The sequence below is a fragment of the Blautia sp. AF14-40 genome (assembly GCF_003479665.1).
Taxonomy (GTDB): domain Bacteria; phylum Bacillota; class Clostridia; order Lachnospirales; family Lachnospiraceae; genus Fusicatenibacter; species Fusicatenibacter saccharivorans.
Genome location: NZ_QUHK01000032.1, coordinates 1 through 25,425, shown reverse-complemented (window position 1 = coordinate 25,425; position 25,425 = coordinate 1). Strand labels below are relative to the sequence as shown.

21 protein-coding genes and 1 pseudogene are annotated in these 25,425 nt (G+C 46.4%); 17 read left to right on the top strand and 5 right to left on the bottom strand.

The features are described from left to right. The coding region (locus DWW13_RS19920; RefSeq protein ID WP_118720542.1) for a tweety protein at positions 1-199 on the bottom strand (199 nt) is incomplete at its 3' end. Between DWW13_RS19920 and DWW13_RS15740 the strand changes: the two genes are divergently transcribed. The 4 genes from DWW13_RS15740 (at position 188) to DWW13_RS15725 (ending at position 4,509) form a co-directional block, all read left to right on the top strand. Continuing rightward, the gene (locus DWW13_RS15740; RefSeq protein WP_055060291.1) at positions 188-421 is read left to right on the top strand and encodes an excisionase; all 234 of its coding nucleotides are present in this window, start codon (positions 188-190) and stop codon (positions 419-421) included. The genes DWW13_RS19920 and DWW13_RS15740 overlap by 12 nt on opposite strands. A 110-nt stretch (positions 422-531) precedes the next feature. After that, the gene (locus DWW13_RS15735) at positions 532-1,731 is read left to right on the top strand and encodes a site-specific integrase (RefSeq protein WP_109216664.1); all 1,200 of its coding nucleotides are present in this window, start codon (positions 532-534) and stop codon (positions 1,729-1,731) included. Between the two features lie 185 nt (positions 1,732-1,916). Next, a complete protein-coding gene (locus tag DWW13_RS15730) occupies positions 1,917-2,381 on the top strand; it encodes a low molecular weight protein-tyrosine-phosphatase (protein WP_118720540.1) in 465 nt (154 codons plus the stop codon). 229 nt (positions 2,382-2,610) lie between these two features. Next, complete coding sequence (locus tag DWW13_RS15725) at positions 2,611-4,509, top strand: glutathione S-transferase C-terminal domain-containing protein (RefSeq protein WP_118720538.1); 1,899 nt, start codon at positions 2,611-2,613, stop codon at positions 4,507-4,509. Positions 4,510-4,631: 122 nt separating this feature from the next. On the opposite strand, the gene DWW13_RS15720 is transcribed toward DWW13_RS15725, so the two are convergent. Beyond that, positions 4,632-4,886, bottom strand: a complete 255-nt coding sequence (locus tag DWW13_RS15720; RefSeq protein ID WP_022461058.1) for a heavy-metal-associated domain-containing protein — start codon at positions 4,884-4,886, stop codon at positions 4,632-4,634. 289 nt (positions 4,887-5,175) lie between these two features. Between DWW13_RS15720 and DWW13_RS15715 the strand changes: the two genes are divergently transcribed. Further along, a complete protein-coding gene (locus DWW13_RS15715; protein WP_055228413.1) occupies positions 5,176-6,078 on the top strand; it encodes an AraC family transcriptional regulator in 903 nt (300 codons plus the stop codon). 10 nt (positions 6,079-6,088) lie between these two features. Here DWW13_RS15715 and DWW13_RS15710 read toward each other — a convergent pair whose 3' ends face one another. Beyond that, positions 6,089-7,423: an MATE family efflux transporter gene (locus DWW13_RS15710; protein WP_118720536.1), complete on the bottom strand. Its 1,335-nt coding sequence runs from the start codon at positions 7,421-7,423 to the stop codon at positions 6,089-6,091. 314 nt (positions 7,424-7,737) lie between these two features. Here DWW13_RS15710 and pckA point away from each other — a divergent pair, with 314 nt between their 5' ends. After that, positions 7,738-9,342, top strand: coding sequence for a phosphoenolpyruvate carboxykinase (ATP) (pckA, locus tag DWW13_RS15705; protein WP_118720534.1), 1,605 nt, complete (start codon positions 7,738-7,740; stop codon positions 9,340-9,342). 240 nt (positions 9,343-9,582) lie between these two features. On the opposite strand, the gene DWW13_RS15700 is transcribed toward pckA, so the two are convergent. Together DWW13_RS15700 and DWW13_RS15695 are read right to left on the bottom strand one after the other, a co-directional pair. Next, positions 9,583-11,073, bottom strand: coding sequence for an AAA family ATPase (locus DWW13_RS15700; protein ID WP_055268024.1), 1,491 nt, complete (start codon positions 11,071-11,073; stop codon positions 9,583-9,585). Positions 11,074-11,375: 302 nt separating this feature from the next. Beyond that, positions 11,376-12,302, bottom strand: coding sequence for a DMT family transporter (locus DWW13_RS15695; RefSeq protein ID WP_055268026.1), 927 nt, complete (start codon positions 12,300-12,302; stop codon positions 11,376-11,378). Positions 12,303-12,617: 315 nt separating this feature from the next. Here DWW13_RS15695 and DWW13_RS15690 point away from each other — a divergent pair, with 315 nt between their 5' ends. The 11 genes and pseudogenes from DWW13_RS15690 to DWW13_RS15640 all read left to right on the top strand — a co-directional run. Further along, positions 12,618-14,546: an ABC transporter substrate-binding protein gene (locus tag DWW13_RS15690; RefSeq protein ID WP_158579775.1), complete on the top strand. Its 1,929-nt coding sequence runs from the start codon at positions 12,618-12,620 to the stop codon at positions 14,544-14,546. A 99-nt stretch (positions 14,547-14,645) separates the two neighbouring features. Next, positions 14,646-15,650 (top strand): ABC transporter permease, encoded by a 1,005-nt coding sequence (locus DWW13_RS15685; protein WP_022462698.1) that lies wholly within the window; start codon positions 14,646-14,648, stop codon positions 15,648-15,650. Positions 15,651-15,665: 15 nt separating this feature from the next. Then, complete coding sequence (locus DWW13_RS15680) at positions 15,666-16,919, top strand: ABC transporter permease (protein WP_022462699.1); 1,254 nt, start codon at positions 15,666-15,668, stop codon at positions 16,917-16,919. Between the two features lie 10 nt (positions 16,920-16,929). Continuing rightward, a complete protein-coding gene (locus DWW13_RS15675) occupies positions 16,930-17,937 on the top strand; it encodes an ABC transporter ATP-binding protein (protein WP_022462700.1) in 1,008 nt (335 codons plus the stop codon). Next, positions 17,930-18,748, top strand: coding sequence for an ABC transporter ATP-binding protein (locus tag DWW13_RS15670; RefSeq protein ID WP_022462701.1), 819 nt, complete (start codon positions 17,930-17,932; stop codon positions 18,746-18,748). Before DWW13_RS15675 ends, DWW13_RS15670 begins: the two co-directional genes overlap by 8 nt. A 198-nt stretch (positions 18,749-18,946) precedes the next feature. Beyond that, complete coding sequence (locus DWW13_RS15665; protein WP_118720532.1) at positions 18,947-20,812, top strand: sensor histidine kinase; 1,866 nt, start codon at positions 18,947-18,949, stop codon at positions 20,810-20,812. Beyond that, the gene (locus tag DWW13_RS15660; RefSeq protein WP_055218831.1) at positions 20,784-22,232 is read left to right on the top strand and encodes a response regulator; all 1,449 of its coding nucleotides are present in this window, start codon (positions 20,784-20,786) and stop codon (positions 22,230-22,232) included. Before DWW13_RS15665 ends, DWW13_RS15660 begins: the two co-directional genes overlap by 29 nt. Continuing rightward, positions 22,225-23,982 carry an ABC transporter ATP-binding protein gene (locus DWW13_RS15655; RefSeq protein ID WP_117802568.1) on the top strand — a complete coding sequence of 586 codons (1,758 nt, stop codon included), beginning with the start codon at positions 22,225-22,227 and terminating at the stop codon, positions 23,980-23,982. Before DWW13_RS15660 ends, DWW13_RS15655 begins: the two co-directional genes overlap by 8 nt. A gap of 115 nt (positions 23,983-24,097) precedes the next feature. Further along, positions 24,098-24,367: a spore coat associated protein CotJA gene (locus tag DWW13_RS15650; protein ID WP_238033462.1), complete on the top strand. Its 270-nt coding sequence runs from the start codon at positions 24,098-24,100 to the stop codon at positions 24,365-24,367. Further along, a complete protein-coding gene (locus DWW13_RS15645; RefSeq protein WP_022462706.1) occupies positions 24,364-24,645 on the top strand; it encodes a spore coat protein CotJB in 282 nt (93 codons plus the stop codon). Before DWW13_RS15650 ends, DWW13_RS15645 begins: the two co-directional genes overlap by 4 nt. A gap of 3 nt (positions 24,646-24,648) precedes the next feature. Beyond that, positions 24,649-25,056 (top strand): annotated as a pseudogene (locus DWW13_RS15640) (manganese catalase family protein); the annotation flags it as partial. Between the last annotated feature and the right edge of the window lie 369 nt (positions 25,057-25,425).

Here is a 25,425-nt window from a genome sequence, read left to right as displayed (position 1 = left end):
GGGGAAATCCCTTATTTCCGGGCTTTTCTCCCTTATAACAACCAAAACAACAGAAAAATAAAAGAAAAGTATAAATAGTAACCATCGCCAGATTGAGATTGTTTGCAAGGTCTTTTGAAGCCCGTTGCCGGACTTCGTTGCCGACACCCTCTGTCTGGCTGTTTTCATGTATGGAGGATAACTGCCTATGGCAAATAATAAGATGAACATGGAAGGAAATAATTACTCAGATATTCCGGTGTGGCGTAGATATACGCTTACCATTGAGGAAGCAGCCAGATATTATCATATCGGCGAAGGAAAACTGAGAACGCTTATTGACACACATCCCAATGAGGATTTTTATGTGATGAACGGCAATCGTGCCCTCATTAAGCGTGAGAAATTTGAACGGTATCTGGATCAGGCTACTGCTGTGTAAACAGAGCTGACAGATTTACCGATTTCACATGATATAACTATGCGGAGAGCTGGATTTGTGCTATGATAAGAGTGCAAGTCTGGCTCTCTTTTTTGAAAGGAGAGTTCACGATGAGTGAGAAAAGACGAGATAACCGTAATCGGATTTTGCGAGAGGGCGAGTACCAGCGTAAAGATGGGAGGTATCGGTTCCGCTATATTGATGAGGACGGAAAAGAGAAAAATGTATACAGTTGGCGTTTGGACAAGAATGACCCAATGCCAAAAGGGAAGAAGCGGGAGCCTTCCCTGCGTGAGAAAGAAAAACAGATTGAAGCGGATTTGTTTGACCGTATCGTAACCAACGGTGGCAACTATACTGTTTTGGAACTGGTAGAAAAGTACGTTTCATTGAAAACAGGAGTTCGTCACAATACGGTTGCCGGATATAAAACGGTCATCAATATGCTGAAAAAAGAGAGTTTTGGGAATCTGCGAATTGATAAGGTGCGTTTGTCAGACGCAAAGGCATGGTTGATTAAGCTCCAACAAATTGATGGGCGGGGATACAGTTCCATTCATTCTATCCGGGGAGTCCTCAGACCAGCATTTCAGATGGCGGTAGACGATGATTTGCTTCGTAAAAACCCATTTGAATTTGAGCTTGCATCCGTCATTGTCAATGATTCTGTTACCAGAGAAGCGATTACCCGAAAGCAGCAGAGAGATTTGCTAAAGTTTATTCAGGAAGATAAACATTTTAGCAGATACTATGATGCAATCTATATTCTTTTTCACACAGGGCTTCGTATCTCAGAGTTCTGTGGGCTGACGGTTTCAGAAATCGAGTTTGGAGAAATGCGTATCAAGGTAGACCATCAGTTACAGCGTACTGCACAGATGCAGTATGTAATTGAAGAACCAAAAACTGACAAAGGCATCCGCTATGTGCCGATGACGGAAGCTGTCGCAGCGTGTTTTCGCAGAATCATTGCCAACCGCAAGACACCAAAAGTTGAACCGATGGTGGAAGGATATGCAGGATTTTTGTTTCTGGATAAAAACGATATGCCGATGGTTGCCCTTCACTGGGAAAAGTATCTGGAGCATATTATTCAGAAATATAATAAAATTTATCGCATCCAGATGCCGAAAGTTACCCCTCATGTATGCAGGCACACCTTTTGCTCTAATATGGCAAAATCCGGTATGAATCCGAAAACCTTGCAGTATATCATGGGTCACGCAGACATCAGTGTAACCTTGAACACTTACACCCATGTGAATTTTGATGATGCAAAGGAAGAAGTATATCGGATAGCGAATAGTTAAAAAAGCCCGTTGGTAAGGACGCTTGCTTTACCAACGGATTTACCAAGATTGCAGGGAAAAATATAAGAAAATACGAGAAGATTTGAGAAGATACCTTGAAAAGAAAGGAAAACTCAAAAGTCGGAAAACCCTGAAATATCAAGCGTTTGAGAAGAAATACAAGACTTAAATGGAGATATGAAAAGATGATTAAAGTACTATTTGTTTGCCACGGCAATATTTGCCGCTCGACTCTTGCTGAGAGCGTATTCACCCACAAAGTAAATTCCCTCGGCCTTGCCCACAATTTTGAAATCGACAGCTTCGCCACCAGCCGTGAGGAGATCGGCAATCCGCCGCACTATGGGACAGTCAATAAACTGCGCGAGGAGCACATTCCGCTCGTGCCGCATCACGCGAAGCAGATTACGTGGAAGGATTACGAGCGCGCCGACTACATCATCGGCATGGATACTGCGAATATCCGCAATCTGAACCGGATGCTGAAAAATGATCCGGATGGAAAGGTTTACAAATTTCTTTCCTTCACCGGTTCCGGCCGCGATATTGCGGATCCGTGGTATACGGGAGATTTTGAGGCGACGTACCGCGATGTCGTGGAGGGATGCAACGGCTTTCTGGCGTATCTGCGCCGGGAAGGAAAAATCTGAAAAACAAAAAGCGCCGAAAACAAGGCCAGTGCCCATTTGCAGAGAATGCGGCACTGGCCTTTTACTATAAGAAAATCCTATAGCCGCTCCAAAAAATTAGCAATTAGACGTAACCAGACAGATATGGTATGATAACTGCATAGAAAACATAGCGAAATAATAGGAAAATAAAAGCTTTCCTATTTGAAAATTCATTCGATAGAACACGCGAAAGAGAGGCAGAAAATCAATGGCGAATTATGATTATGAGATTGTAAATGGAAGAAAAATCCGCGTAAGACCAAAAGAAACCGTATCGGAGATCGACAAAAATGGCTATTTCCGCAGACAGCCGAATCACTTCACGACTCCGTTCGGCGACGGTGAAAACGATCTGAAGGCAGAAGGTAATAAGAGATACCGTCTCGTCTGGGCAAAGCTGTGCCACTGGTCCAACCGCGCGGCGATCGTAAGAGAGCTGGAGGGCCTGGAAGATCAGATTTCCGTCAATATGGTAGAACATGCCCCGCATGAGAAAAACCTTGGCTGGGAATACGTTTACAATGAAAACAACATCGACCCGGTGCTCGGTGATCAGTTCCTCTCTGAGGCGTATTACCGTGCTGATGATGATTACCAGGGAAGAACGACCGTTCCGGCGCTGATCGACACAACGACGGGAAAGGTAGTCAACAACGATTACAACTGGCTGACCACTTATTTCGAGGTCAACTTCCGCCCATGGCACAAAAAAGGCGCGCCGGAGCTGTATCCGGTGGAGCTGCGGGAAGAGATTGACAAGATGAATCTCTGGCTCTTCGATAATATCAACAACGCGGTATACCGCAGTTCCTTCTCCAGAAGCAACGAAGGCCATTTCGACGGTGTGAACACCTTCTACGCTGCGATGGACCGCCTGGAAAAACGGCTGGAAACCAATCGTTTTATCTTCGGTGATTACGTAACCGATTCCGATATCCGCCTGTACGTGACACTTGCCCGTCTGGACATCCGCTATACCGCACAGCTCGGCGAGACGAAGCGTCCGCTCTACACTTACAAAAACCTGTGGGGCTACGCAAAAGAGCTGTGGGAGATCCCGGCATTCAAAAATAATACCTTCTTTGCAGATTTTGCCGTGCCGCCGGCAGACGCCAAGGGAAGCGTGGAGCGAAGCTTCAATGTCCGCTTCTTAAAACAGCTCGATTTTGCACAGTTTTGGGGCAATGTGGACGATCGTTCTGCTTTATCGAGTGATCCGGAGCACAAACTGAAAGCAGAGACCGATGCCGGAACCGCACGTAGCGATGCAGATGTTGAAACAGAAAAGAACCGTGAGGATGCCGCAATCTATGCGAAGATTCACGCCATCCCAAGCACAGAATTTGCAAAATATACCGAGGAGGAACTGCCGACGAAGAAAGATCCGGCAAGCCTTCCGCCGCTGGCTGATACTAGAGAAGAAGATTATCAGACGATTCTTGCCGAAATCCGCGAACTGCCGGACGAACCGGAGCTGTCACCAACAGCAAATGCAAAATCGTCCACAGCAGCCTCTGAAGAAGTAAAGAAAAAGATCGCCGAGCCGCTTGATACGATGCTGAATGCCGTAGAACTGGCACAGTACGTAGAAAGTGCAAAACAGTTCTACGGAGCCCTCGAAGAGCTCGAAACAGCACTTGGAGCCACCCGTTTCCTGGCAGGAGACTTTGTGACTGAGGCAGACGCAGCGCTTTATGTTACCCTTGTGCGCTTTGACCTCTTATATTCCCGTTACCTCGGACCGGTGAAATACCGTGTGCAGGATCTGAAAAATGTTTCGGATTACTTAAAAGATCTGTACCAGATTCCGGCATTTGCACATCACACAGATTTTGCAGCCATCATCCGCCAGGGAAGAATTGAGGGAGAGGAAGACGGCTTCCGCGCCAGCACACACTACGATCTGGCACTTCCGAAGATTGACTGGGATGCACAGTGGAAGGTTTCGACCGAGCGCGCCTACCTGTCCTCAGACCCGACCCATCCGATCTATCTTGGAAACAACCGCAGATTCGACATCGACCCGACCTGGTACGATCTGGGCGCAGAATCTCCGAAAAAAGAGGAGAAAGAAACGCCGCCGTCCTGCGGATGCTGCTGCGGCTGATCAAATCATAGATAAAAAATAGAAAACACCGTTTCAGAGGCAGATTTCCAAAAGGAAATAAACTTCTGAAACGGTGCTTTTTTCCGATGCACAAACTGCAAAAGGAAAGGCATGAAATCCGCTTATCGTCCGAAATGGAAAAATCCCTTTTTCTCATACGGCTCACTCGTATACGAAACCAGCTCATATCCGATGTCCTTGATCTGCTGTTTCAGATACGGAATATCGAGAGGCGCTTCGCTGATGACAACGGTCTCGCCGTTTTTTGCAGAAGAGTTTACTTTCTTTGGAGAGCAGCTCTTGCGGACTACATCATTCATATGGGATTCGCACATGCCGCACATCATACCATCAATTTTTAAGACTGTTTTAATCATACAATACCTGCTTTCTTCCGGGAATACAGCGAAACGAAAGCGTGCCGGACTGTATTCCTGGAGTTTGATGAAAAATTTGAAATCACATACCCTATCGGGGTATCTAGAATATAGCGCGGATGAAAAGAAATGTCAATAAGCTGATAAAATATGATAATTATTATCATTTAAGAAGGAAAAATACGGTCATGGAAGGGCGATTCGCCGGCAGAACATGGAAACTTGCCGGAATCGCAAAGTTCGTGTTACAATTGGGACAGCAGAGCAAAACAAGAGAGGAGACAAAAATATGCTCTCACAGATGAATTACCGAAAAGAAACACAGCCCCACGGTGATGAGCTTTTTCCGCTGAGCATTCACGTTTTCGAGACAGACCTGCAGAGTACCGTGCGGGTGTACTGCCACTGGCATGAGGAAGTGGAGCTCTTTTATGCAGTAAAGGGCGAAGCTGTTTTTCATATGGATACCGAGACCTTTCTCCTGCGGGAAGGGGAGACCGCCTTTGTCAATGCAAACCGTCTGCATGAGGTAGAGGGAATCGACGGACAGGAATTTACGTTTCTTGCCGTTGTATTCCAGCCGCGTTTTCTGTCCGGCACATCGCTTGACCGGATCCAGCAGCAGTATATCGAACCAGTGCTGTCCTCCGAGATCCGTTTTCCATCCAAGACAGAGCGGGGGACACGCCTTGCAGAAAAAACGGCACAGGCCATGCAGGAGATCCGAAATCTGCAGGAAAGAAAAGAACCGGGCTGGGAGCTGCTGTTAAAAGCGGAACTTCTGAAAATCTGGCAGGGATATTACAGTGCGGCAGAAAAGAACGGCGGAAAAACGGATGCCTCGACGAATTACCGTGTCAGCAGAATGAAAGAGATCCTCACATACATGAATGCTCATTTCTGTGAGGATCTCGAAATCGCGGAACTGGCGAGCCAGTTTCATATGAGTGAGAGCGCTTTCTGCCGCTTCTTTAAGTCGATTATGCATATTTCCGCCGTGACGTATGTCAATAACCTGCGGATTGCCGAGAGCTGCCGGCTGCTGCTTTCCACCGAGGAGGCGATCAGCAAGATTGCGAGCGACTGCGGATTCCGAAATATCAGCTATTTTAACCGCGTCTTCCAGGAACGCATGCACCAGACGCCGGGGCAGTTCCGCAGTTTATCCGCAGAAAACCGTACTGCGATATAAGATTCGGAACTTATGCAGGCTTCTGCGATCGGAATGCACGCCGCAGGAAGAAAAGTCCGGTCATATCAGCCAGTGCCCAGCCGATCGGAATGGCGATCCAGATTCCGGCAACGCCAAGCGCCGTGGCGGAGAAAAGGTATGCCAGCGCCACACGCATGCCAAGCGAAATGACGGTCAGAACAACCGACATCTCGGCGCGTTTGACAGCGCGGTAATACCCGTACAGCAGAAACAGCCATCCGATGCCGAGATAGAACGAGCCTTCCAGCCGCAGGTACTGTATGCCGATCGCGATGACCTCCATTTCTGATGCTTTCACGAAAATCTGCATCAGCGGATGCGCGAACAGATTGACAAGCAGAGAAATGACGATGGAAAAAGCAGCGCTCAGTGCAAAAGCATCTTTCGTGCCGCGCCGGATCCGCTCGTGATTTCCGGCCCCGTAATTCTGTGCGGTGAAAGTGGAGTAGGCATTTCCGAAATCCTGCACCGGCAGATAGGCAAAGGTATCAATTTTCACCGCGGCCGCAAATGCCGCCATGACCGCCGGACCGAAGCTGTTGACGAGCCCCTGTACCATTAGAATGCCGAAATTCATGACCGACTGCTGAATGCAGGTCATCGAAGAAAGATTCAGAATCTCTTTTAAAATGGAATGGCGGAAACGCCATTCTTTTTTTGACGGCAGCCACATGCGGCAGCGGAGCAGCACATAGAGCAGAATACCGACGGCGGACACATACTGCGCAAGAACCGTAGCGAGCGCTGCGCCTGCGATGCCGAACGGCAGTACAGCGACAAAGAGCAGATCCAGTGCAATGTTCAGCACAGCAGAGACAGCGAGAAAAATCAGCGGCACAGAAGAGTTTCCGAGCGCGCGCAGCATACAGGAAAAGAAATTGTATACGGATGTTGCAATAAGGCCGGCAAAGATAATCAGAAGATACGTCCGCATGCCGGGACGGACTTCATCCGGGACGTGAAGAAACGTAAGGATCGGCTCGATGCCTGCATAAACAGCGAGATTCAGCACGAGCGTAACGGCAAGGATCAGCAGAAACGCGTGGAGAATCGAAAGTTTTAAAGAAGAAAGATCTTTTCGTCCCTGATAAATCGAAAAGAGCGCACCGGCGCCCATCGACAGGCCGAGAAAAATGGAAGTCAGAAACGTCATCAGCGTATAGGAGGAGCCGACGGCGGCGAGCGCATTGCTTCCGAGAACGCGTCCGACGATCAGGGTGTCGGCAATGTTGTAAAACTGCTGCAACAGATTTCCTGCGATCATCGGCAGGGCAAACAGGATAAGAGAGCGGGAGATTTTCCCGCGGGTCAGATCGTAATACATAAAGAAACTTCTTTCCGAACATAATTATTAATATTATAACATAAAAAATCAAAAAATGTCAATTTGCAGGATGAAGTGTACAAAAATGCAATTGTCAGAAAACTTCGAAAAATCGAAGTTTATAAAATTTTTACAGATTTTGGGACACGTTCTGTAAAAAAACGGAAGATTTTCAGTTGATTTTTTTGGCCTTTTATGTATAATTAGAGTAGAAGAGGCCGGCTGGTCCGGTTTCTTCTAAAGGATACCTTCAAATTTCTGCATTTTGCAGAATGAAGCAGTATTACTATCAAAGGAAAGAGGTTAATTACAAGATGGCACAGATCGATTTAACAAAGTATGGCATCACCGGTACCACAGAAATTGTGTACAACCCTTCTTATGAGCAGTTATTTGAGGAAGAGACAAAACCAGAGCTGGAAGGCTATGAAAAAGGCCGGGAGACAGAGCTTGGTGCAGTTAACGTTATGACCGGTATCTATACAGGCCGTTCACCGAAAGACAAATACATCGTTGTGGACGAGAACTCGAAAGATACTGTATGGTGGACTTCTGATGAGTACAAAAACGATAACCATCCGGCAACCCAGGAAGCATGGGCAGCAGTAAAAGAGATCGCCAAAAAAGAGCTCTCCAATAAAAGACTGTTCGTTGTAGATGCATTCTGCGGCGCAAATAAAGATACCCGTATGGCTATCCGCTTCATCGTTGAGGTAGCTTGGCAGGCACATTTCGTAACTAACATGTTCATCAAACCTACAGCAGAAGAGCTTGAGAACTTCGAGCCGGATTTCGTCGTATACAACGCATCCAAAGCAAAAGTTGAGAACTACAAAGAGCTGGGTCTGAACTCTGAGACAGCAGTAGTATTCAACATCACAAGCCGTGAGCAGGTTATCGTCAACACATGGTACGGCGGAGAGATGAAGAAAGGTATGTTCTCCATGATGAACTACTATCTGCCGCTGAAGGGCATCGCTTCCATGCACTGCTCTGCAAACACAGACCTGAACGGTGAGAACACCGCAATCTTCTTCGGACTTTCCGGAACAGGAAAAACAACTCTTTCCACAGACCCGAAACGTCTTCTGATCGGTGATGATGAGCACGGCTGGGACGACAACGGAGTATTCAACTTCGAGGGCGGCTGCTATGCAAAAGTCATCAACCTGGACAAAGAGTCTGAGCCGGACATCTACAATGCAATCAGACGTGACGCTCTGCTTGAGAACGTTACCGTTGATGCAGCAGGCAAGATCGACTTCAATGATAAGAGCGTAACCGAGAATACTCGTGTATCTTATCCGATCAACCACATTGAGAACATCGTTCGCCCGATTTCTTCTGCACCGGCAGCTAAGAATGTTATCTTCCTGTCCGCAGATGCATTCGGCGTACTTCCGCCAGTATCTGTTCTGACACCAGAGCAGACTCAGTACTATTTCCTGTCCGGATTTACTGCAAAACTTGCAGGAACCGAGCGCGGAATTACCGAGCCGACTCCTACCTTCTCTGCATGCTTCGGCCAGGCATTCCTGGAGCTGCACCCAACCAAATATGCAGAAGAGCTTGTTAAGAAAATGGAGAAGAGCGGAGCAAAAGCATACCTGGTTAACACAGGCTGGAACGGAACCGGAAAACGTATCTCCATCCGTGATACCCGTGGAATCATCGATGCAATCTTAAGCGGTGCTATCAACGAAGCTCCGACGAAGACTATTCCGTACTTCAACTTCGAAGTTCCGACTGAACTTCCGGGCGTTGATCCGGCTATCCTGGATCCTCGCGATACCTATGCTGATGCTTCCGAGTGGGAGACCAAAGCACTGGATCTGGCTGAAAGATTCATCAAGAACTTTGCAAAATATGAAGGAAACGCTGCTGGTAAAGCACTTGTTTCCGCTGGTCCGCAGAAATAAATTTTCTGAATTGACCGAAAGGAAGCCCCTGACATGAAAGTGTCAGGGGCTTTCTTTTATGAAAATATCTGGAGAAATAAAATAGTTTCCTGCCCGAAAGTACAGACTGATGGGACAGGAAACTATTTTACAGCACACTCTAAAATAATGCAAAAAATTTCAGCACCACAGAGCGTGAATTGTTGCGTCACTGGTTTTCGCCGTACCCTGATACGCCTTCAAAATAGAAAATAAGGCAGATCAGCAGGACAAGAGCAGTTCACGTACCATTTCTGCATCAAAGGTAACAGAGGAAACATGGTTGACTTCTATCTGATATAACGCATTTGCTGCGATATGCTCAGCAGCCTGCTCAAGATCACGAATACCGCTTGTGTTTTCGTGGCAGGAGATTACGGCATCGAGTCCTTCCGGCGTCAGAATGCATTCTTTTTCTTTCATACCGATACGTTTTAACACCTTTGGAAGTGCATAGCGGGAGAAAATGATTTTCTTTTCTTCCGGTGTGTAATCCGGAATTTCAATCACAGCGAAGCGGGACATCAGCGGAGCACTGATCTGGTTCTTGTCGTTTGCGGTTGCAATCGGGTATACACCGACGGTCGGGATCATACATTCGATATAGTTATCGGTAAAACCAAGATTATCAAGAAGGGTCAGCAGAACATCTGCCGGGTTTCCGTTTCCTTTGCCGGAGGCAGCCTTGTCGAGCTCATTGATGATAAAGACGAGGTTGGATTCACCAGCCATGGAAAAAGCATCCATGATGATTCCCGGTTTTGCGTTTGCGTAGATGCGGGAACTTCCGGTCAGCTGTTCCGGGTCATTAATCGAACTCATATCGAGTGTTGTCCACGGTAATTTTAAGATACGCGCAACGGCATAAGCAATCTGCGATTTTCCGGTTCCGGCAGGACCGATCAGTAACAGACCATAGGCCGGCAGCGTATGAGTCCGGTTAATCTGAATGATGGTTTCGATAATTCTCTGCTTCACACGTTCCATGCCATACAGTTCTTCATCGAGGATCCGGCGTGCTTCCACTGGATCAATGGCTTCAAAATAGTTGCTTTTCCATTGAATATTCATCATCATGGAGAGGGCGCGCTGCGCGTGACGACGTTCTTCGGGAGAGACTTCGTGGGAACGGGCAACAGCGAGGTTTCGACGAGCCCAAAGGCGGATATTATCCGGCAGCGTTCTTCCGGCACAGTTCATAAAATCAGTGATGGATTGGATGCTGGTGAGCTTCATGCTGTCACCGGTTTCCTCCTGATCCTCATCCTCAACTTCTTCTTCCGGTGCATTGCTGGCGAGGAGACGCTCAATCATAAACTGTAAAAATCCATCCTCAGCCGAAAGCTTTGCGCCGCCACCGAAAGCGATCTCGCGGATTTTGTAAACTGCATAACCGTCGGATGTTTGTGTGCCGGAAAGGCGGACATTGATATGGTTTTCACCGAGCCATTTTAAAAGGCTGACAAAACGGGCATCAATCTGGAGAATATCGGCGATGAAGGTTTCTTCTTCGTTTTTAAATTCAAACGAGGTCCGTTTGGATGGGTTTGTGAAAATACCACAGGGATGATGCGGGAAAGCCTTCTCTTTTGTATCCAGAATTAGGATCGGCTGATCCGGAGAAGTAAACGGTGCATTTGTGCGGAAAACAGTATACGTACATTCGGAAACTTTTGCTTTTTCCGGGGAATTGCTGAAATCAAAAACGGGCATGACAGAACCTCCTAATAAAATAAGTGCTTATTGGTACAATAAAAACAGTGTAGCACGAATTAAAAAATCCTGCAATCAATATGCAGAATTTTGTATTTTTATGCTATGAAAATATTGGGCAAGCGGATATTCGAAATGGAAGCAGGGGACTTACTAGATTCGGTTAAATTTTCGGAAGGCATAAAAAAGCCCTCCGGGCAGGATCACACTGCGGCGGAGGGAAATTATGTCATCAAAGCAAGCTGTCGTAAGAAAGAAGCTCGCAAAACAGGAATCTTTTTTACACTGAAAAAGGAATGGCATCAGGAAACAGCGCTGGTTTTGGAAAAGCCCGGAAGCTGTACCAGCACGATCGCTGCAAACATCAGAATACAGCCGGAGAGCTCGCGACCGGAGAGTGCCTGATGAAGGAAAATCCAACCGGCGAGAACGGAAAAAACGGATTCCAGGCTCATCAGCAGAGAAGCCATGGTGGGATTTAATCCTTTCTGCCCGATAATCTGCAGGGTATAGCCGACACCAGAAGAGAGAAATCCGGCATAGAGAATCGGTATCCAGGCGTGCAGAAGGTTGGAAACGTTTACGGTTTCAAAGAGGGCCATACAGACAGCTGACAGGATCGAACAGGTAAAAAACTGAATGCAGGACATTTTGATGCCGTCGACAAGCGGAGAAAAATGATCAATAACTAGAATATGTATGGTAAATCCGAGAGCACAGGCAAGCACAAGAAGATCGCCCTTCTGCAAAGAGAAGGATCCGTCTGTCATGCAGAGCAGATAGAGACCGGCAACGGCAATGAGAACTGCGAGCCAGACCTTCGGTTGTACTCGTTTTCGGAGGAACAGGCCGCAGACCGGAACAAGGACGATGTAAAGTGCGGTGATAAAACCGGCCTTTCCGACGGTTGTGTACTGAATGCCGATCTGTTGCAGAGCTGAGGCGGCAAACAGTGCGATGCCGCAGAGAATACCGCCCGCCCAGAGCGTTTTTGACTGTGTGCCATTTTCTGACGAAGCATCTGGAGGTAGGGTTCGCTTTTTACACGAGGAGAAAAAGACAATCAGCGGAAGAAGCGTAAGTCCGCCGAGCAGGTTTCGTGCCGCGTTGAATGTAAAAGGTCCGACATAATCCATGCCGGTCTGCTGTGCGACAAAGGCAGAACCCCAGATCGCAGCGGTCAGAAGCAGAAGCGCTGACTGTCGGTACTTATGAGAAACAGTATTCATAATAGAAAAAACCTCCTGAAATTGATACGATATTCATCATAGCACAAACAGATGGAAAAAGCGAACGGAAAAATGTCGGAAAAGACGGAAAAATGGTACAAATAATCATAATGACGAAACAGTGCAGATATTGCGAAAATGGATATGTGAAAAATGAGCAGAACAAAGGAGATTAAAAAGGGAAAAACGAGCAATTCAACCAACACAAAACAAAAAAAGAACACCAAAAACAAAAAATAGACACTGTTTTTCTAACAGCCTTTGTGTATAATGAACTCATCAAGCAAGAACGAAAACCTTAAGGAGGTAAAAAGTATGAAAAAGCGTAACATGAAAGTCCTTGCACTGTTAATGACAGTGACAATGGCAGGAACGATGCTTGCTGGATGTGGAGACAGCGGAAGTACAAGCACCGGTTCATCCGGAGGAGCAACAGCATCCTCCAGCGGAACAGCAGATGCATCAAGCGATGCCACAGCAGCATCTTCCAGCACAGCAGATGCTTCCAGCGAAGATACCACAGGTTCAGATGATGTGGTAGGAGAGCTTCCAAGAAATGAAACTCTTTACTTCGCAGGACAGCAGTGGGGTACCGTCAACGATTACAACCCAATGTCCGCAAACTCAAACAATGCAATGGTTATAGCACAGGGCGATGCTTCACGTGTACTTGTTTATGAAACTCTTTATATGTGGAATCCACTGGATGCAAAAATGTATCCGTTGCTTGCAGACGGAGATCCAGTATGGAACGACAATCGTACCGAGATCACAGTGAAAATCAAAGCTGACGCAAAATGGAATGACGGCACACCGGTTACTGCAAAAGATGTAGCAGCTACCTATCATGCACATGTAGATTACAATTCTTCTACCGGCGCTGAAATGAAGAGCTACATTGCAGATGTTGTTGCACAGGATGACAGTACCGTAGTCTTCAAACTGACAACCGATGACTCCGGCGAAGCAGTTAACCCGGTTCTTGCGGAAAGATATCTGCCGATGCTCTACATCATGCAGGAAAATTATTTAAAGACCGTAGCTGACAGAAACAACAACGATGCTGAAGCAATTAAAATGGATAAGATGGACGATCTGGTAACTTCCGGACCGTACAAAAAATACTTTGACAATGACCAGAACGTAGTTCTGATCCGCGATGATAATTATTGGGGACAGGCAGATTCCATGTGGGGTAAGCTTCCGGTTCCGAAATATATTTCTCACCCGATCTTTAAAGATAACGCAGCAGCTACCACCGCATTCCAGAATGGTGATATTGATGTGGCACAGATATTCATCACAGACCTTCAGAAATTGTGGTTAGAGCAGGATCTTCCGGTTTCTACCTATGTTGATGAAGCACCGTATCAGCTGTGTATGACAATGCCTACCCTGTTCTTTAATACAGAAGTAGAAGGACTGGATCAGGTAGCTGTTCGTAAGGCAATCGCTATGGCAGTTGACTACGATCAGGTTATTTCTTCAGCAATGTCCGGACAGTCTCCTACTTTCGCAGATGTTCCGCGTTCTGTCATGAACCCGACCGATGCTGAGCAGGCTATGGTGGATCAGGATGCCTTAAAAGAGTATCAGTGGTCCAATGCCGATGTAGAAGGTGCTAAGAAGCTTCTGGACGATGCCGGAATCGTAGACACCGACGGAGACGGAATCCGTGAGTACAACGGAAAGAACCTTTCCTATAAGGCTGAGTGCCCGACAGGATGGTCTGACTGGAATGCAACCCTTGAAATCGTAGCAGCAGCAGGAAAGAATATTGGTATCAACATTGAGACCTACTTCCCGGAAGCAGCAAACTTTAGCACCGATTACAGCACCGGAAACTTCGAAATCACCATGCAGTCCGGTCCTGGTACATCAGTTGCCAACCCGTACATGAGATGCCGTTTCTTCATGAGCTCTGATTACAACGATCTTGAGGTTAACTTCAGTGGTAACTTCGGTCATTATCAGAACGACCGTGTAGATGAAATCCTTGCAGCAATTCCTCATGAGACCGATGATGCAAAACTGAAAGATTACTATACAGAACTTTCCAAGATTATGCTGGAAGATTGCCCGTGTGTACCGTTGATGTACAGACCGCAGGTATTCCACGAAGTAAACGAGTCCGTATGGACCAACTATCCGCAGAAAGACGATGGAACCAATGTTCCTCCGATGGACTGCACCGATGGTTATGGCGTAGCAGCACTGTACAATCTGGAACTGATTGACGGCTGATTTGCCAAACAGAAAGAAAGCACACACTGAATTGTAACAGAGGCGGCCGGAGCCGGGGTGCTCCGGCCGCTTTTGCAAAATCAGAAGGAGGGTTCCTCTATGAAAGGAATGAAAAAGTATTATACGCAGAAGATCATGTGGTATCTTTTGACGTTAGTCTTTGCAGTGCTGCTGAACTTCATTCTTCCGCGTCTGATGCCGGGCGATCCGGTTTCAACTATTGCGTCCAAATCGGTAGAAGGTATGACCGATGCGACTGCAATTCAGAAAGTATATGAAGACTATGCAGCGAAATTTGGTATTAACAAACCAATGTATGTCCAGTTTTTTACCTGGGTAAAAAATGCACTTCGCGGTGATTTCGGCATTTCTTTCAGCCAGTATCCGCGTACCGTATCCGATATTATTTCCAGTTCGGTTCTGTGGACCATATGTTTACAGCTTCCGGCCATTATTGTTGGATGGATTCTTGGTAACCTGCTTGGTGCAATTGCAGCTTACATGAAAGGTGTTTTCGACAAGGCAATCCTTCCGGCATTCCTGTTTATCAGTAACGTACCTGCCTTTGGTATGGCAACCGTACTTTTATTTGTTTTCTCACTGAAATTACATATTGCACCTGCAGCAGGCGGCTATGCGAGCAGTATGATTCCGCATATGAGCCTTGCTTTTATGAAATCTGTACTTTCACATTACCAGTTGCCGTTCTGGTCTATCGTAATCATCACGATCGGCGGCCAGGCTATTGGTATGCGTTCAATGTCAATTTATGAATTGAATGCCGACTATGTAAAATACAGTCGTTTCCTTGGAATCAAGGATCATACGATTGTGAAATATGTGTTCCGTAACGCAATGCTTCCGCAGATCACCGGTCTTGCAATGTCCCTTGGTACCATGATAGGCGGTAACCTGGTAGCTGAGATGGTATTCAGTTATCCGGGACTTGGAACAACGATGCTCTCAGCAGTTACCGGCCAGGATTATCCGCTGCTTTCTGCCTGTACGTTAATCATTACTATCATGGTTCTGCTGGCCAACCTGCTTGTTGAACTTCTGTATGCAGTCATTGACCCACGTGTCAAAGCATCCCAGCAGGATTAGAAAGGAGAATACGCTATGAAAAATACAATCAAACAGATTTTTCATTCAGGAAAATTCGTGACAGGATTTGTAATCTTCTTGGCAATTCTCCTGACTATTATCATCTATCCGCTTGTTGTGGCAAAAGATCCGCTGGCAATGATCGGAAACGGAAACTTTTTCAAACCGGGTACCTATCTTTCGATTCAGGACACCGTAAATTCCGGCAAAACGTATAAGATGAATGTTGATGCAACCGCATCCATCGTTGAAAGCAAACTGACAATGGACAACCGTTCTATGATGGCAGAATGGCTGGAAAAATACGGCGGTGTAGATGCCAGTGAAATCGATGTTACCGATGCAGAAGGTCTGATTGCTCTCTGGGAGGAAAAATATGACCCAAATGCAGAACAGAAAGGCCTTATCGCAGCAAAAAAGAAAAAATATCAGCGTCTTGACAAAGAGATCGATGGTATTTTAGAAGATGTTCCAACTATTATTGCCGAGAAAAATGAAGAGACCGGTGAGCTGGAAGAGGTTCAGAGCATCGACAGCAAGCAGTACATCAATGAAAAAGATGTTATTAACCGCCAGACTTTCGTGCTTGGTACAGATAACTTTGGTCGTGATGTTTTGACTGAGCTGATCTCTGCAACAGGTTCATCCCTGAAAATTGGTCTGGTTGCGGGAATCATTGCAACCGTGATCGGACTGTTCCTCGGACTTCTTGCAGGTTACCTTGGAGGTTTTGTGGACAACCTGATTCTGTTCTTTACCAACTTGTTCACCGTTATCCCATCCTTCGTTCTCTTGATCCTCATCTCCTACAGCGTAGGTGAGTCTCAGAGGGGAATCATGATGGTGGCACTCCTGATCGGAATTACCGCATGGCCGTGGACAACACGTTCTGTACGTTCCCAGGTTATTTCTCTTCGAAACCGTGACCATGTAAACCTTTCCAAACTGTCCGGCCACAGCATGCTGCGGATTGTCCTTACCGACATCCTTCCGTACGTTGCATCCTACGTTGTTATGGCCTTCATTCTCCAGATTTCCTCCGGAATTCTGGCAGAGGCACAGCTTTCTATGATCGGACTTGGACCGGCAACCACAAAGACTGCAACACTTGGTCTTATGATGCAATGGGCAACCCAGTACAATGCACACTTAAACGGTGCATGGTGGGCATATTTCCCAGTCATTCTTGTAATCGCACTTATTTCATTCTCTCTTAACCTGATGAACACCGGTCTTGACCAGGTATTCAACCCGCAGTTAAGAGACTAAGGAGGCAGCTATGGGAAAAGTAATGCTGGAAGTAAACAATCTGAAAACGAAATATGTAACTCGTTTTCATGAAGATGTATACGCCGTAGACGGAGTCTCCCTGAAGATTGAGGAGGGAAAATCCCTCGGTGTAGCAGGTGAGTCCGGCTGTGGTAAATCGACGCTGGCACTGTCCCTGATGGGCTATTATTTCGCACCGCTTCACTACATCAGCGGCGATATTATCGTAGATGGAAGAAAAATTTCCGGAATGAAACCAGACGATGTCCGGAAAAATATTCTGGGCAATGAGATCGCCTACATTCCGCAGGCAGCAATGAATGCTCTGAACCCGACACAGAAAATCATCCGATTTGTAGAAGACGTTATTCATGCGCATGATCCGAAAATGCCGAGAAAGGATATTTATGATCTGGCAAAAGAACGTTTTCAGATCTTAGGCCTGCCGGAGGAGGTACTGCAGAAGCATGCGGTTGAGCTTTCCGGAGGTATGAAACAGAGAACCGTTATCGCAATTTCGACCATTCTTTCTCCGAAGGTACTGATCGCCGATGAGCCATCGTCCGCGCTGGATGTAACTTCCCAGAAAATGGTTATTAAAATGATGCGTGATCTGATGGAAAAAGGATTTATCAAATCCATGATCTTCATCACACACGAGCTGCCGCTTCTTTACAACGTAACCGATGATATTATGGTTATGTATGCTGGACAGATTGTAGAAAAAGGTACCGCAAAAGAAATGGTATTCGATCCGCTGCATCCATATTCCAAAGGTCTGATGGGATCGATCATCGTTCCGGAGGAAGGTGTAAGAGAACAGAAGCTGACTGCAATTCCGGGAACTCCGCCAAACCTGAAGCATCCGCCGGAGGGCTGCCGTTTCGCAGACCGCTGTCCTTATGCACAGCCAACCTGCCGCGGTATGAAACCAGAGGTCATCGAACTGCCGAACGGAAGAGAGTACCGCTGCCTGATGTCTGAGAGAAAGGTTCGGGAGGTGTATGCAAATGCGTGATGGTAAAGAATTAAAACCATGCCTCTCCGGAAGAGGCGTAACGAAAGTGTTTGGCTTTGGCGATGCAAAAACGGTCGCTGTAGACCATGTTGATTTCGATTTTCATGAAGGTGAATTTGTTTCTATCGTAGGAGAATCCGGATCCGGAAAAACAACCCTTTCGAAGATGTTGCTCGGGCTGATCAGCGTAACGGAAGGTGAAATTGATTTCCAGGGTAAACCAAGAGACATCTCGAACGGAAAGAAGAAAAAAGAGTACTGGAAGGGAATTCAGGCGATTTTCCAGGATCCGTTTGCTTCCTACAATATGTTTAAACGTGTAGATTCTGTTCTGCTGGATTGCATTAATATGCGCGGTGACAAGAATCTGCCGAAAGAAGAAAAAGAACGTCTGATGACAGAGGCCTGCAGCTTTGTAAACTTAAAATACGCAGAACTGACAAACAAATATCCATTTGAGCTGTCAGGAGGCCAGATGCAGCGACTGATGATTGCACGTATTTTCCTTCTGAAACCAAAGATTCTGCTTGCCGATGAGCCGACGTCTATGATTGATGCCTGCTCACGTGCAACGATCCTGGATATGCTGCTGAAGTTGCGTGATGAGATTAATATGACGATTATCTTCATCACCCACGATATTGGTCTTGCTTACTATGTATCCGATAATGTTTATATTATGGAGCATGGAAAATTTGTGGAATCGGGACCGGCAGAAGAAGTAATTCTTCACCCGACAGCAGCGTATACCAAACGTCTGATCAGCGATGTTCCAAAGATTTATGAACCGTGGGATCTGACAACAGTATAACAATGGTACGAAAGCTGTTTCCCTGGAATCATGCTTTGCGTCATATATGAGTCTTGCGAAAAGAGAGACGGTGCACGGAAAAAAAGTGTACCGTCTTCTCTTTTTGTCAATAATTTTTCTGAAAAAATTGCTTTTTAAAGAAAAAACTGGTAAAATTAGTAAGGTTACAGAACCGAAAAGAAAACTGGGGGATGAAAAATGCGAAACTGGTTTCGCGGACTGAAACTGAACGAAAAATTTACCGTAACAACGTTGATCTTTATTTTTATTCCGCTTTTTGGCATGATGTGCTTTGGGTTTAGGAGTATCAAAAAGAATGCCATAGATCATGGGGTAAATGAAGCAGTAACGGCAATAGATCTTACCTGTGCGGAGGTGAATGCAAAAGCGAATGCCTGCTCAATGGTTGTAGATACGCTGCAGGAGTATGAACCGTTGGAAAAATATCTTCTTCATCTCAGGAGGGGAGAGGAGATCTCGGAGAGCTATTATCAGCAATTTCGAAACAACAGCATCAGCATAATCGATAAAATGCAGGAGGCAATGCCAGATCTGTACCAGATCCATATTTTTGCCATGGCAGATGGTTTTCTGGAGCAGCAGCCGATCCTGTACCAGAAGGAAAAGATGAAAAACTGCGCCTGGTACCGAAGCTATCAGGGCGGAGGACAGTGGTTTTTTGACATACAGGAAAAAAATATTATCTCCGGTACAAAAAAAGAAGGTTCCCATTTGATGACTTATGTACGGGAACTGCGGGATCAAAGCGGAGGAAGGCTTGGCGTGATCGAGGTATCCATGCGTATGGCAGACATATTTCCCGAAATTTATCGATCCGGTGACAGCAGCTGGGCCTGCTTTGTTGATGAAAATTGGAATTTATATGACTGCGGAAAAACAGCGGCAGCCTGCAAATGGCAGTCCTATCGGGGGCTGATTCTGTTCCGGGCAGGAATCCGTGACAGAAAAGAGAGTCAGCAGAGCGCGGTGATTGACCGGAAAAACGTTGCAATTGTGCTTCGGAAAGTCGATAAACTCAATGGAATGTTTGTAACACTGACCAATTTGGATGATGCAACCGGAAACATGATCAAACAGCAGCAGAGAATGCTGCTTGAATTTGCCGGCTTCGGGCTGCTTCTGATTGTGGTGGTCAATCTGATTGTGCGTGGCCTGCTGAAGGAGTTTTATGACGTCCTGTGTGAGATGCGTCAGATTGACAATGGAACAACAAAGATAAAGGTTTGTTACAGCGCAGAAGAGATGCGGGAAATGAGCTATGGTATCAACGGAATGCTGGAGAGAATTCAGAAACAGAACGAGGAAAGCATCAAAAGGGAGGCAGCGCTGAAAGATACGGCAATCCGGGCAATGCAGAACCAGATTAACGCTCATTTTATTTATAATGTTCTGGAATCCATTAAGATGATGGCTGAGATTGATGAAGAGTATACGATTTCCGATGCGGTAACAGCACTTGGTGAAATGCTGCACTACAATATGCGCTGGAATAAATTTCTGGTAACCGTTCAGGATGAGATGAATTATATTCAGAACTATGTGGAACTGATGAATCTGCGGTATGATTTCACAATTACATTATCTGTTCAGATACCGGAAAATTTGTATCGGCAGGATATCCCCAAGATGTCTCTTCAGCCGATTGTGGAAAATGCAATCACACATGGAATTGAGGAGCTGGATGCAGACGCCGTCATTGAAATCAAAGGAATAGAGCATGAAAAGAGCTTTGAGATTGAAATCACAGATTCCGGAATAGGCATGTCAGAAAAGCAGCTTGCAATTCTGAGACGTAAACTAAGAATGCGCCTGAATTCAGATACACAGCCGAAACATGGAATCGGGCTTCGGAATGTACAGGACAGAATCCACATTCAATTTGGAACAGAGTATGGACTGTCAGTTTATACAAAAGAGCATTGCTATACGAAGGTGAGCATTCATCTTCCCATCACGAGGGGGAAATATTCTCCGATGGATCAAGAGGGTGACGAGAAAGAGGAAGAAAAAGAAAATGAATACACTGCTGGTTGTAGAAGATGAAAAATTGATTCGACAGGGAATCGTGGCGATGATCCGGCGAAGCAGCGTGCCGGTGGAGGAGATTCTGGAGTGTCGAAACGGAGAAGAGGCATTGGAGATTTTGAGAAAACAGAGGGTGGACGTCATGTTCACTGATATCCGTATGCCCAAAATGGACGGTCTGACACTGGTCAACAAAATGGAGGAGCTGTCACAGAAACCTGTTGTTATTGTTTTAAGTGGCTATGATGAATTTTCCTATGCGGTTGAAATGATGAAACATGGAGTTCGGGACTATATTTTAAAACCGATCAAGCGGGAGACGATAGAACAGCTTCTGGAAAATCTGGAACGAGAGCTTTCGGAGACCCGGGAAACGGAAGAAGAGGAAGAACGGTGCTTTTTAAATCAGCTCCGTTATCTGATGATGAATGCAGAAATGGCCGAAGAAAAAGAATGGATGGATATGGAAAGCAGGATCCGGCGCCACATCGGAAACGACAGCTTCCGGATCCTGCTGACCAGCAAGGCAAATGGGGAACGGTTTTCGAAATGCAGCGGAATTCTGCTGGAAGGCGTAGAAGGAGGAGTTCTGTATCTTCTGCCGGAACCGGAGGCAGAGCGGATCATGAAAGAAAAAGATGAGAGATTTTGTCTCGGAGTGGGAAAAGAACATCGTTCTGTGATGGAAATTCCAGAGGCATACCAGGAAGCACTGCTGGCCCGGGAAATGGCATTTATACAGAAAAATCCTGTGGAAGAATATCAGAAAAAATGTTTTGAGGAAAAGCCGGAGCTGGCACAGTTTCAGGAAAAATTTATTCTGCAGGTGCCAACGGACCGGGCAGATACTGTGCTGCGAAAAATGCGGAACTGGTATTTTGAGGCGGCGCATCAGAGGGTCTCCCCCTATCAGCTTCTGACAGTGACGGAAGCAATCTGCAAAGAACTGGATCTTTTTTACCGCATGCCGGAAAAACAGGAAAAATGTCCGCGTCCTCTGCAGTACCGTGATGCAGATCTGTTTCTGGATGCGTTTGAAGAATGGATACACGTTTACAGGGAAAGCCTGAAAAGTCAGACAGCCGGAAAAGAAAAAATGGAAGAGGCAATTTCATATATTCGGGAAAATTATGCAAAAGATCTGAATATGGCAATGGTATCTAACCATATTTGTATGAATTATTCGCTGTTTTCAGCAGCGTTTAAAGAACATACCGGTGTGAATTTTGTGAACTATCTGAAGGAGATCCGCATTGCGGAGGCAAAGCGTCTGTTGATTCAAACAGAAGATAAAATTACGGAAATTGCCAAACAGGTTGGATTTGAAAATGATAAGCATTTCATGAAATCATTTAAAACGGCATGCGGCGTATCACCGTCTGAGTTCCGAAAAGATTACAAAATGGTTTCCAACGGAAAGGGAGGACAGGATGAGTAAAGAAAAAGAAACCGGAAAAGAGAAGAGAAGAATCCGCCAGCTGGCGCGGTATTACATTCCATATAAGGGATTGTTTTTTACCGACATGTTTTTTGCAATGCTTGGAGCAGCCATTACACTGGTGATTCCACTGATTGTACGGTATATTACGAGTACGGTTGTGGAAAAGCCGCTGGAGCAGGCAACGGGTGAGATTATCCGCCTTGGTATTCTGATGATTGCTATGGTTCTGGTTGAAATGTACTGTAACTTTTATATTGCCTATTACGGCCATGTGATGGGGGCGCGGATTGAGCATGATATGCGGAACGAGATCTTCGGCCATTATCAGAAGCTTTCGTTTGCTTTTTTCGATAACCAGAAGGTCGGCCATCTGCTGTCACGCATCACAAGCGATCTGTTCGATATCAGTGAGCTTTTACACCATGGGCCGGAGGATATTGTCATTTCGTTTATCAAACTGATCGGCGCGATGATTATCCTGTTTGTGGTAAATCCGATGCTGGCATGTGTGCCGCTTGTGGTTATTGTGGTGATGCTGCTGTTTGCCTTGGTAATGAACAGCCGCATGAAGAGTGCATTCAAGGAAAACCGCCGCAGAATTGCGGATATCAATAGTCAGATCGAGGACAGCCTTTCGGGGATCCGTGTTGTCAAATCGTTTGGAAATGAGACAGAGGAGATGCGTAAGTTCAATGCGGGAAATGACCGTTTTGTCGATTCGAAGAAGGTCAGCTACCGCTATATGGGAATTTACAATTCGGGAATGGGAGCCTTTTCGACGCTGATTACCGTTATTTCGCTGATTGTCGGCGCATTGCTGATGACAGGTGGGAAGCTTGGGGCGGCGGATCTGGTTACCTTTCTTCTGTACATCAACAACTGTACAGATCCGGTGAAAAAGCTGGTGAACTTTACGGAGCAGTTCCAGAATGGTTATTCCGGTTACGAACGTTTCCTGGAAATTATGAGCATCGCACCGGACATCCAGGACAAGCCGGATGCACTGCCACTGAAGAATGTGCAGGGAGAAGTAACCTTTGAAAACGTTTCGTTCCATTATGAGGAGTCGAAGGAAAACGTGTTAAGCAATGTGAATCTGCATGTCCCGGCCGGCGACTATGTGGCACTGGTCGGCAGCTCCGGCGCCGGAAAGACGACACTCTGTTCTCTGCTTCCGCGTTTTTACGATGTGACAGAAGGAAGGATTCTGCTGGATGGAAAGGATATCCGCGATGTGAAATTGAAGGATCTGCGCGATGAGATCGGTATTGTGCAGCAGGATGTGTATCTGTTTGCGGGAACGATCATCGACAACATCCGCTATGGCAGACCGGATGCGACCGACGAGGAGGTCATCCGCGCAGCGAAAGCGGCCAATGCACATGAATTTATCATGGAGCTGGCGGACGGCTACGACACCGATATCGGCCAGCGCGGCGTAAAACTTTCCGGTGGCCAGAAACAACGGCTTTCTATCGCCCGCGTATTCCTCAAAAACCCGCCGATCCTGATTTTCGACGAGGCAACCTCAGCGCTCGACAACGAAAGCGAAAAAGTCGTCCAGAAATCTTTGGAACTTCTGGCGAAAGACAGGACAACCTTCGTGATTGCGCACCGGCTGTCCACAATCCGGAATGCAAAGCGGATTCTGGTGCTGACGGAGAATGGAATTGCGGAGGAAGGCACACATAAGGAACTGCTCGCGAAGGGCGGGATTTATGCGCATTTGTATGAGATGCAGTTTTGATGAAAATTTCATTAGTATGACAGAAAGGCAGCGGAAGAGAAACCGCTGCCTTTTTTGACACTTTCTTATTTTCTTCATACTCTATAAAGAACAGAAAATGAAAGAGGAACATGGTATGGATTCATCCCGTATGAATCGCGGCTGCTGCGGTGCGAACAATATGCAGAACCGCCGCGCCGCTTCAAACAATATGGAACTGAAGATGGAACCAAGGAATTTCCCGCGGAAAATGCAGCATGTAGATCATATGATACCTGCAATGGCGTACGTTCCGATGCAGCGGTTTGAACAGATCTATGATCTTTCCGCTGCATTAAAAAATGGAACCTTATTTCCGGAACTCTGTAAACCATTCTGTGGAAAGGGAGGAGGAGAGTGCCTATGATGCCGCAGATGCCATCCCGTGAAAAGCTGCTCGCATGGATTGATCAGGTCAGCTTTGCTGTTGTTGAAATGAACCTTTACCTCGACACCCACCCGGAGGATGAAGATGCACTTGCCTTTTTCCGGGAAAAAGTGGAGCTTCGAAAAGAAGCACTGAAACAGTACGCCGAACAGTACGGCCCGCTCACGATCGATACCGCCAACGACCGCATGAGCCGTTCTTTCGAATGGGTTATGCAGCCATGGCCGTGGGAAGTCAACCGGAAAGGAGGGTGCTGACGGATGTGGAATTATGAAAAACGCCTCGAGTATCCTGTAAACATCACGACACCAAACCCTAAAATCGCCCAAATTATCATGAGTCAGTACGGTGGACCGGATGGAGAGATGGGCGCATCCATGCGGTATCTCTCTCAGCGTTTCACAGCACCGAACCGAATTGTAGCGGGGGTGTTGAATGATGTTGGGACAGAAGAACTCGCACACCTTGAGATGGTTTCAACGATCGTTCATCAGCTCACCTGCAATCTTTCTCTGGAAGAAATTCAGAACTCTGGTTTTGCCAATTACTATGTAGACCACACAACTGGCATCTGGCCGCAGGCGGCTGGCGGAGTTCCGTTTAATTCTTGTGAGTTCCAGTCGAAAGGTGATCCTTTGACAGATTTGTTCGAAGACCTCGCTGCGGATGGTACGACTGCATAAGAACAACAAAGCCGGAAACCCCTATAAACACTACATTTTTTGTAGGACAAGTTTTTTCCGGCTACGTTCTTATAAGGACAACTTGCCAAAACAGATAGGACAAGCCCCCTCCAAACAGAATAACGTACCGCACAGGCGGCGTTACCTTATCCCAACCGGGAAACAAGGAACGCCGCTATTTTTTTACCCTCATGTTACGCAGTAGGGACAAAAAGAGCCTTACTACACAAGGCTTTGCGGGTGCGGTTTTCACCGGGTAAGGGATTGATACCTAAACCCTCAAAATCGCTGTTCTACTGCGTAACAAATATGCAGCAAAGGAGTTGATGAAGCTATGGCAGTTTTCCGCGTGGA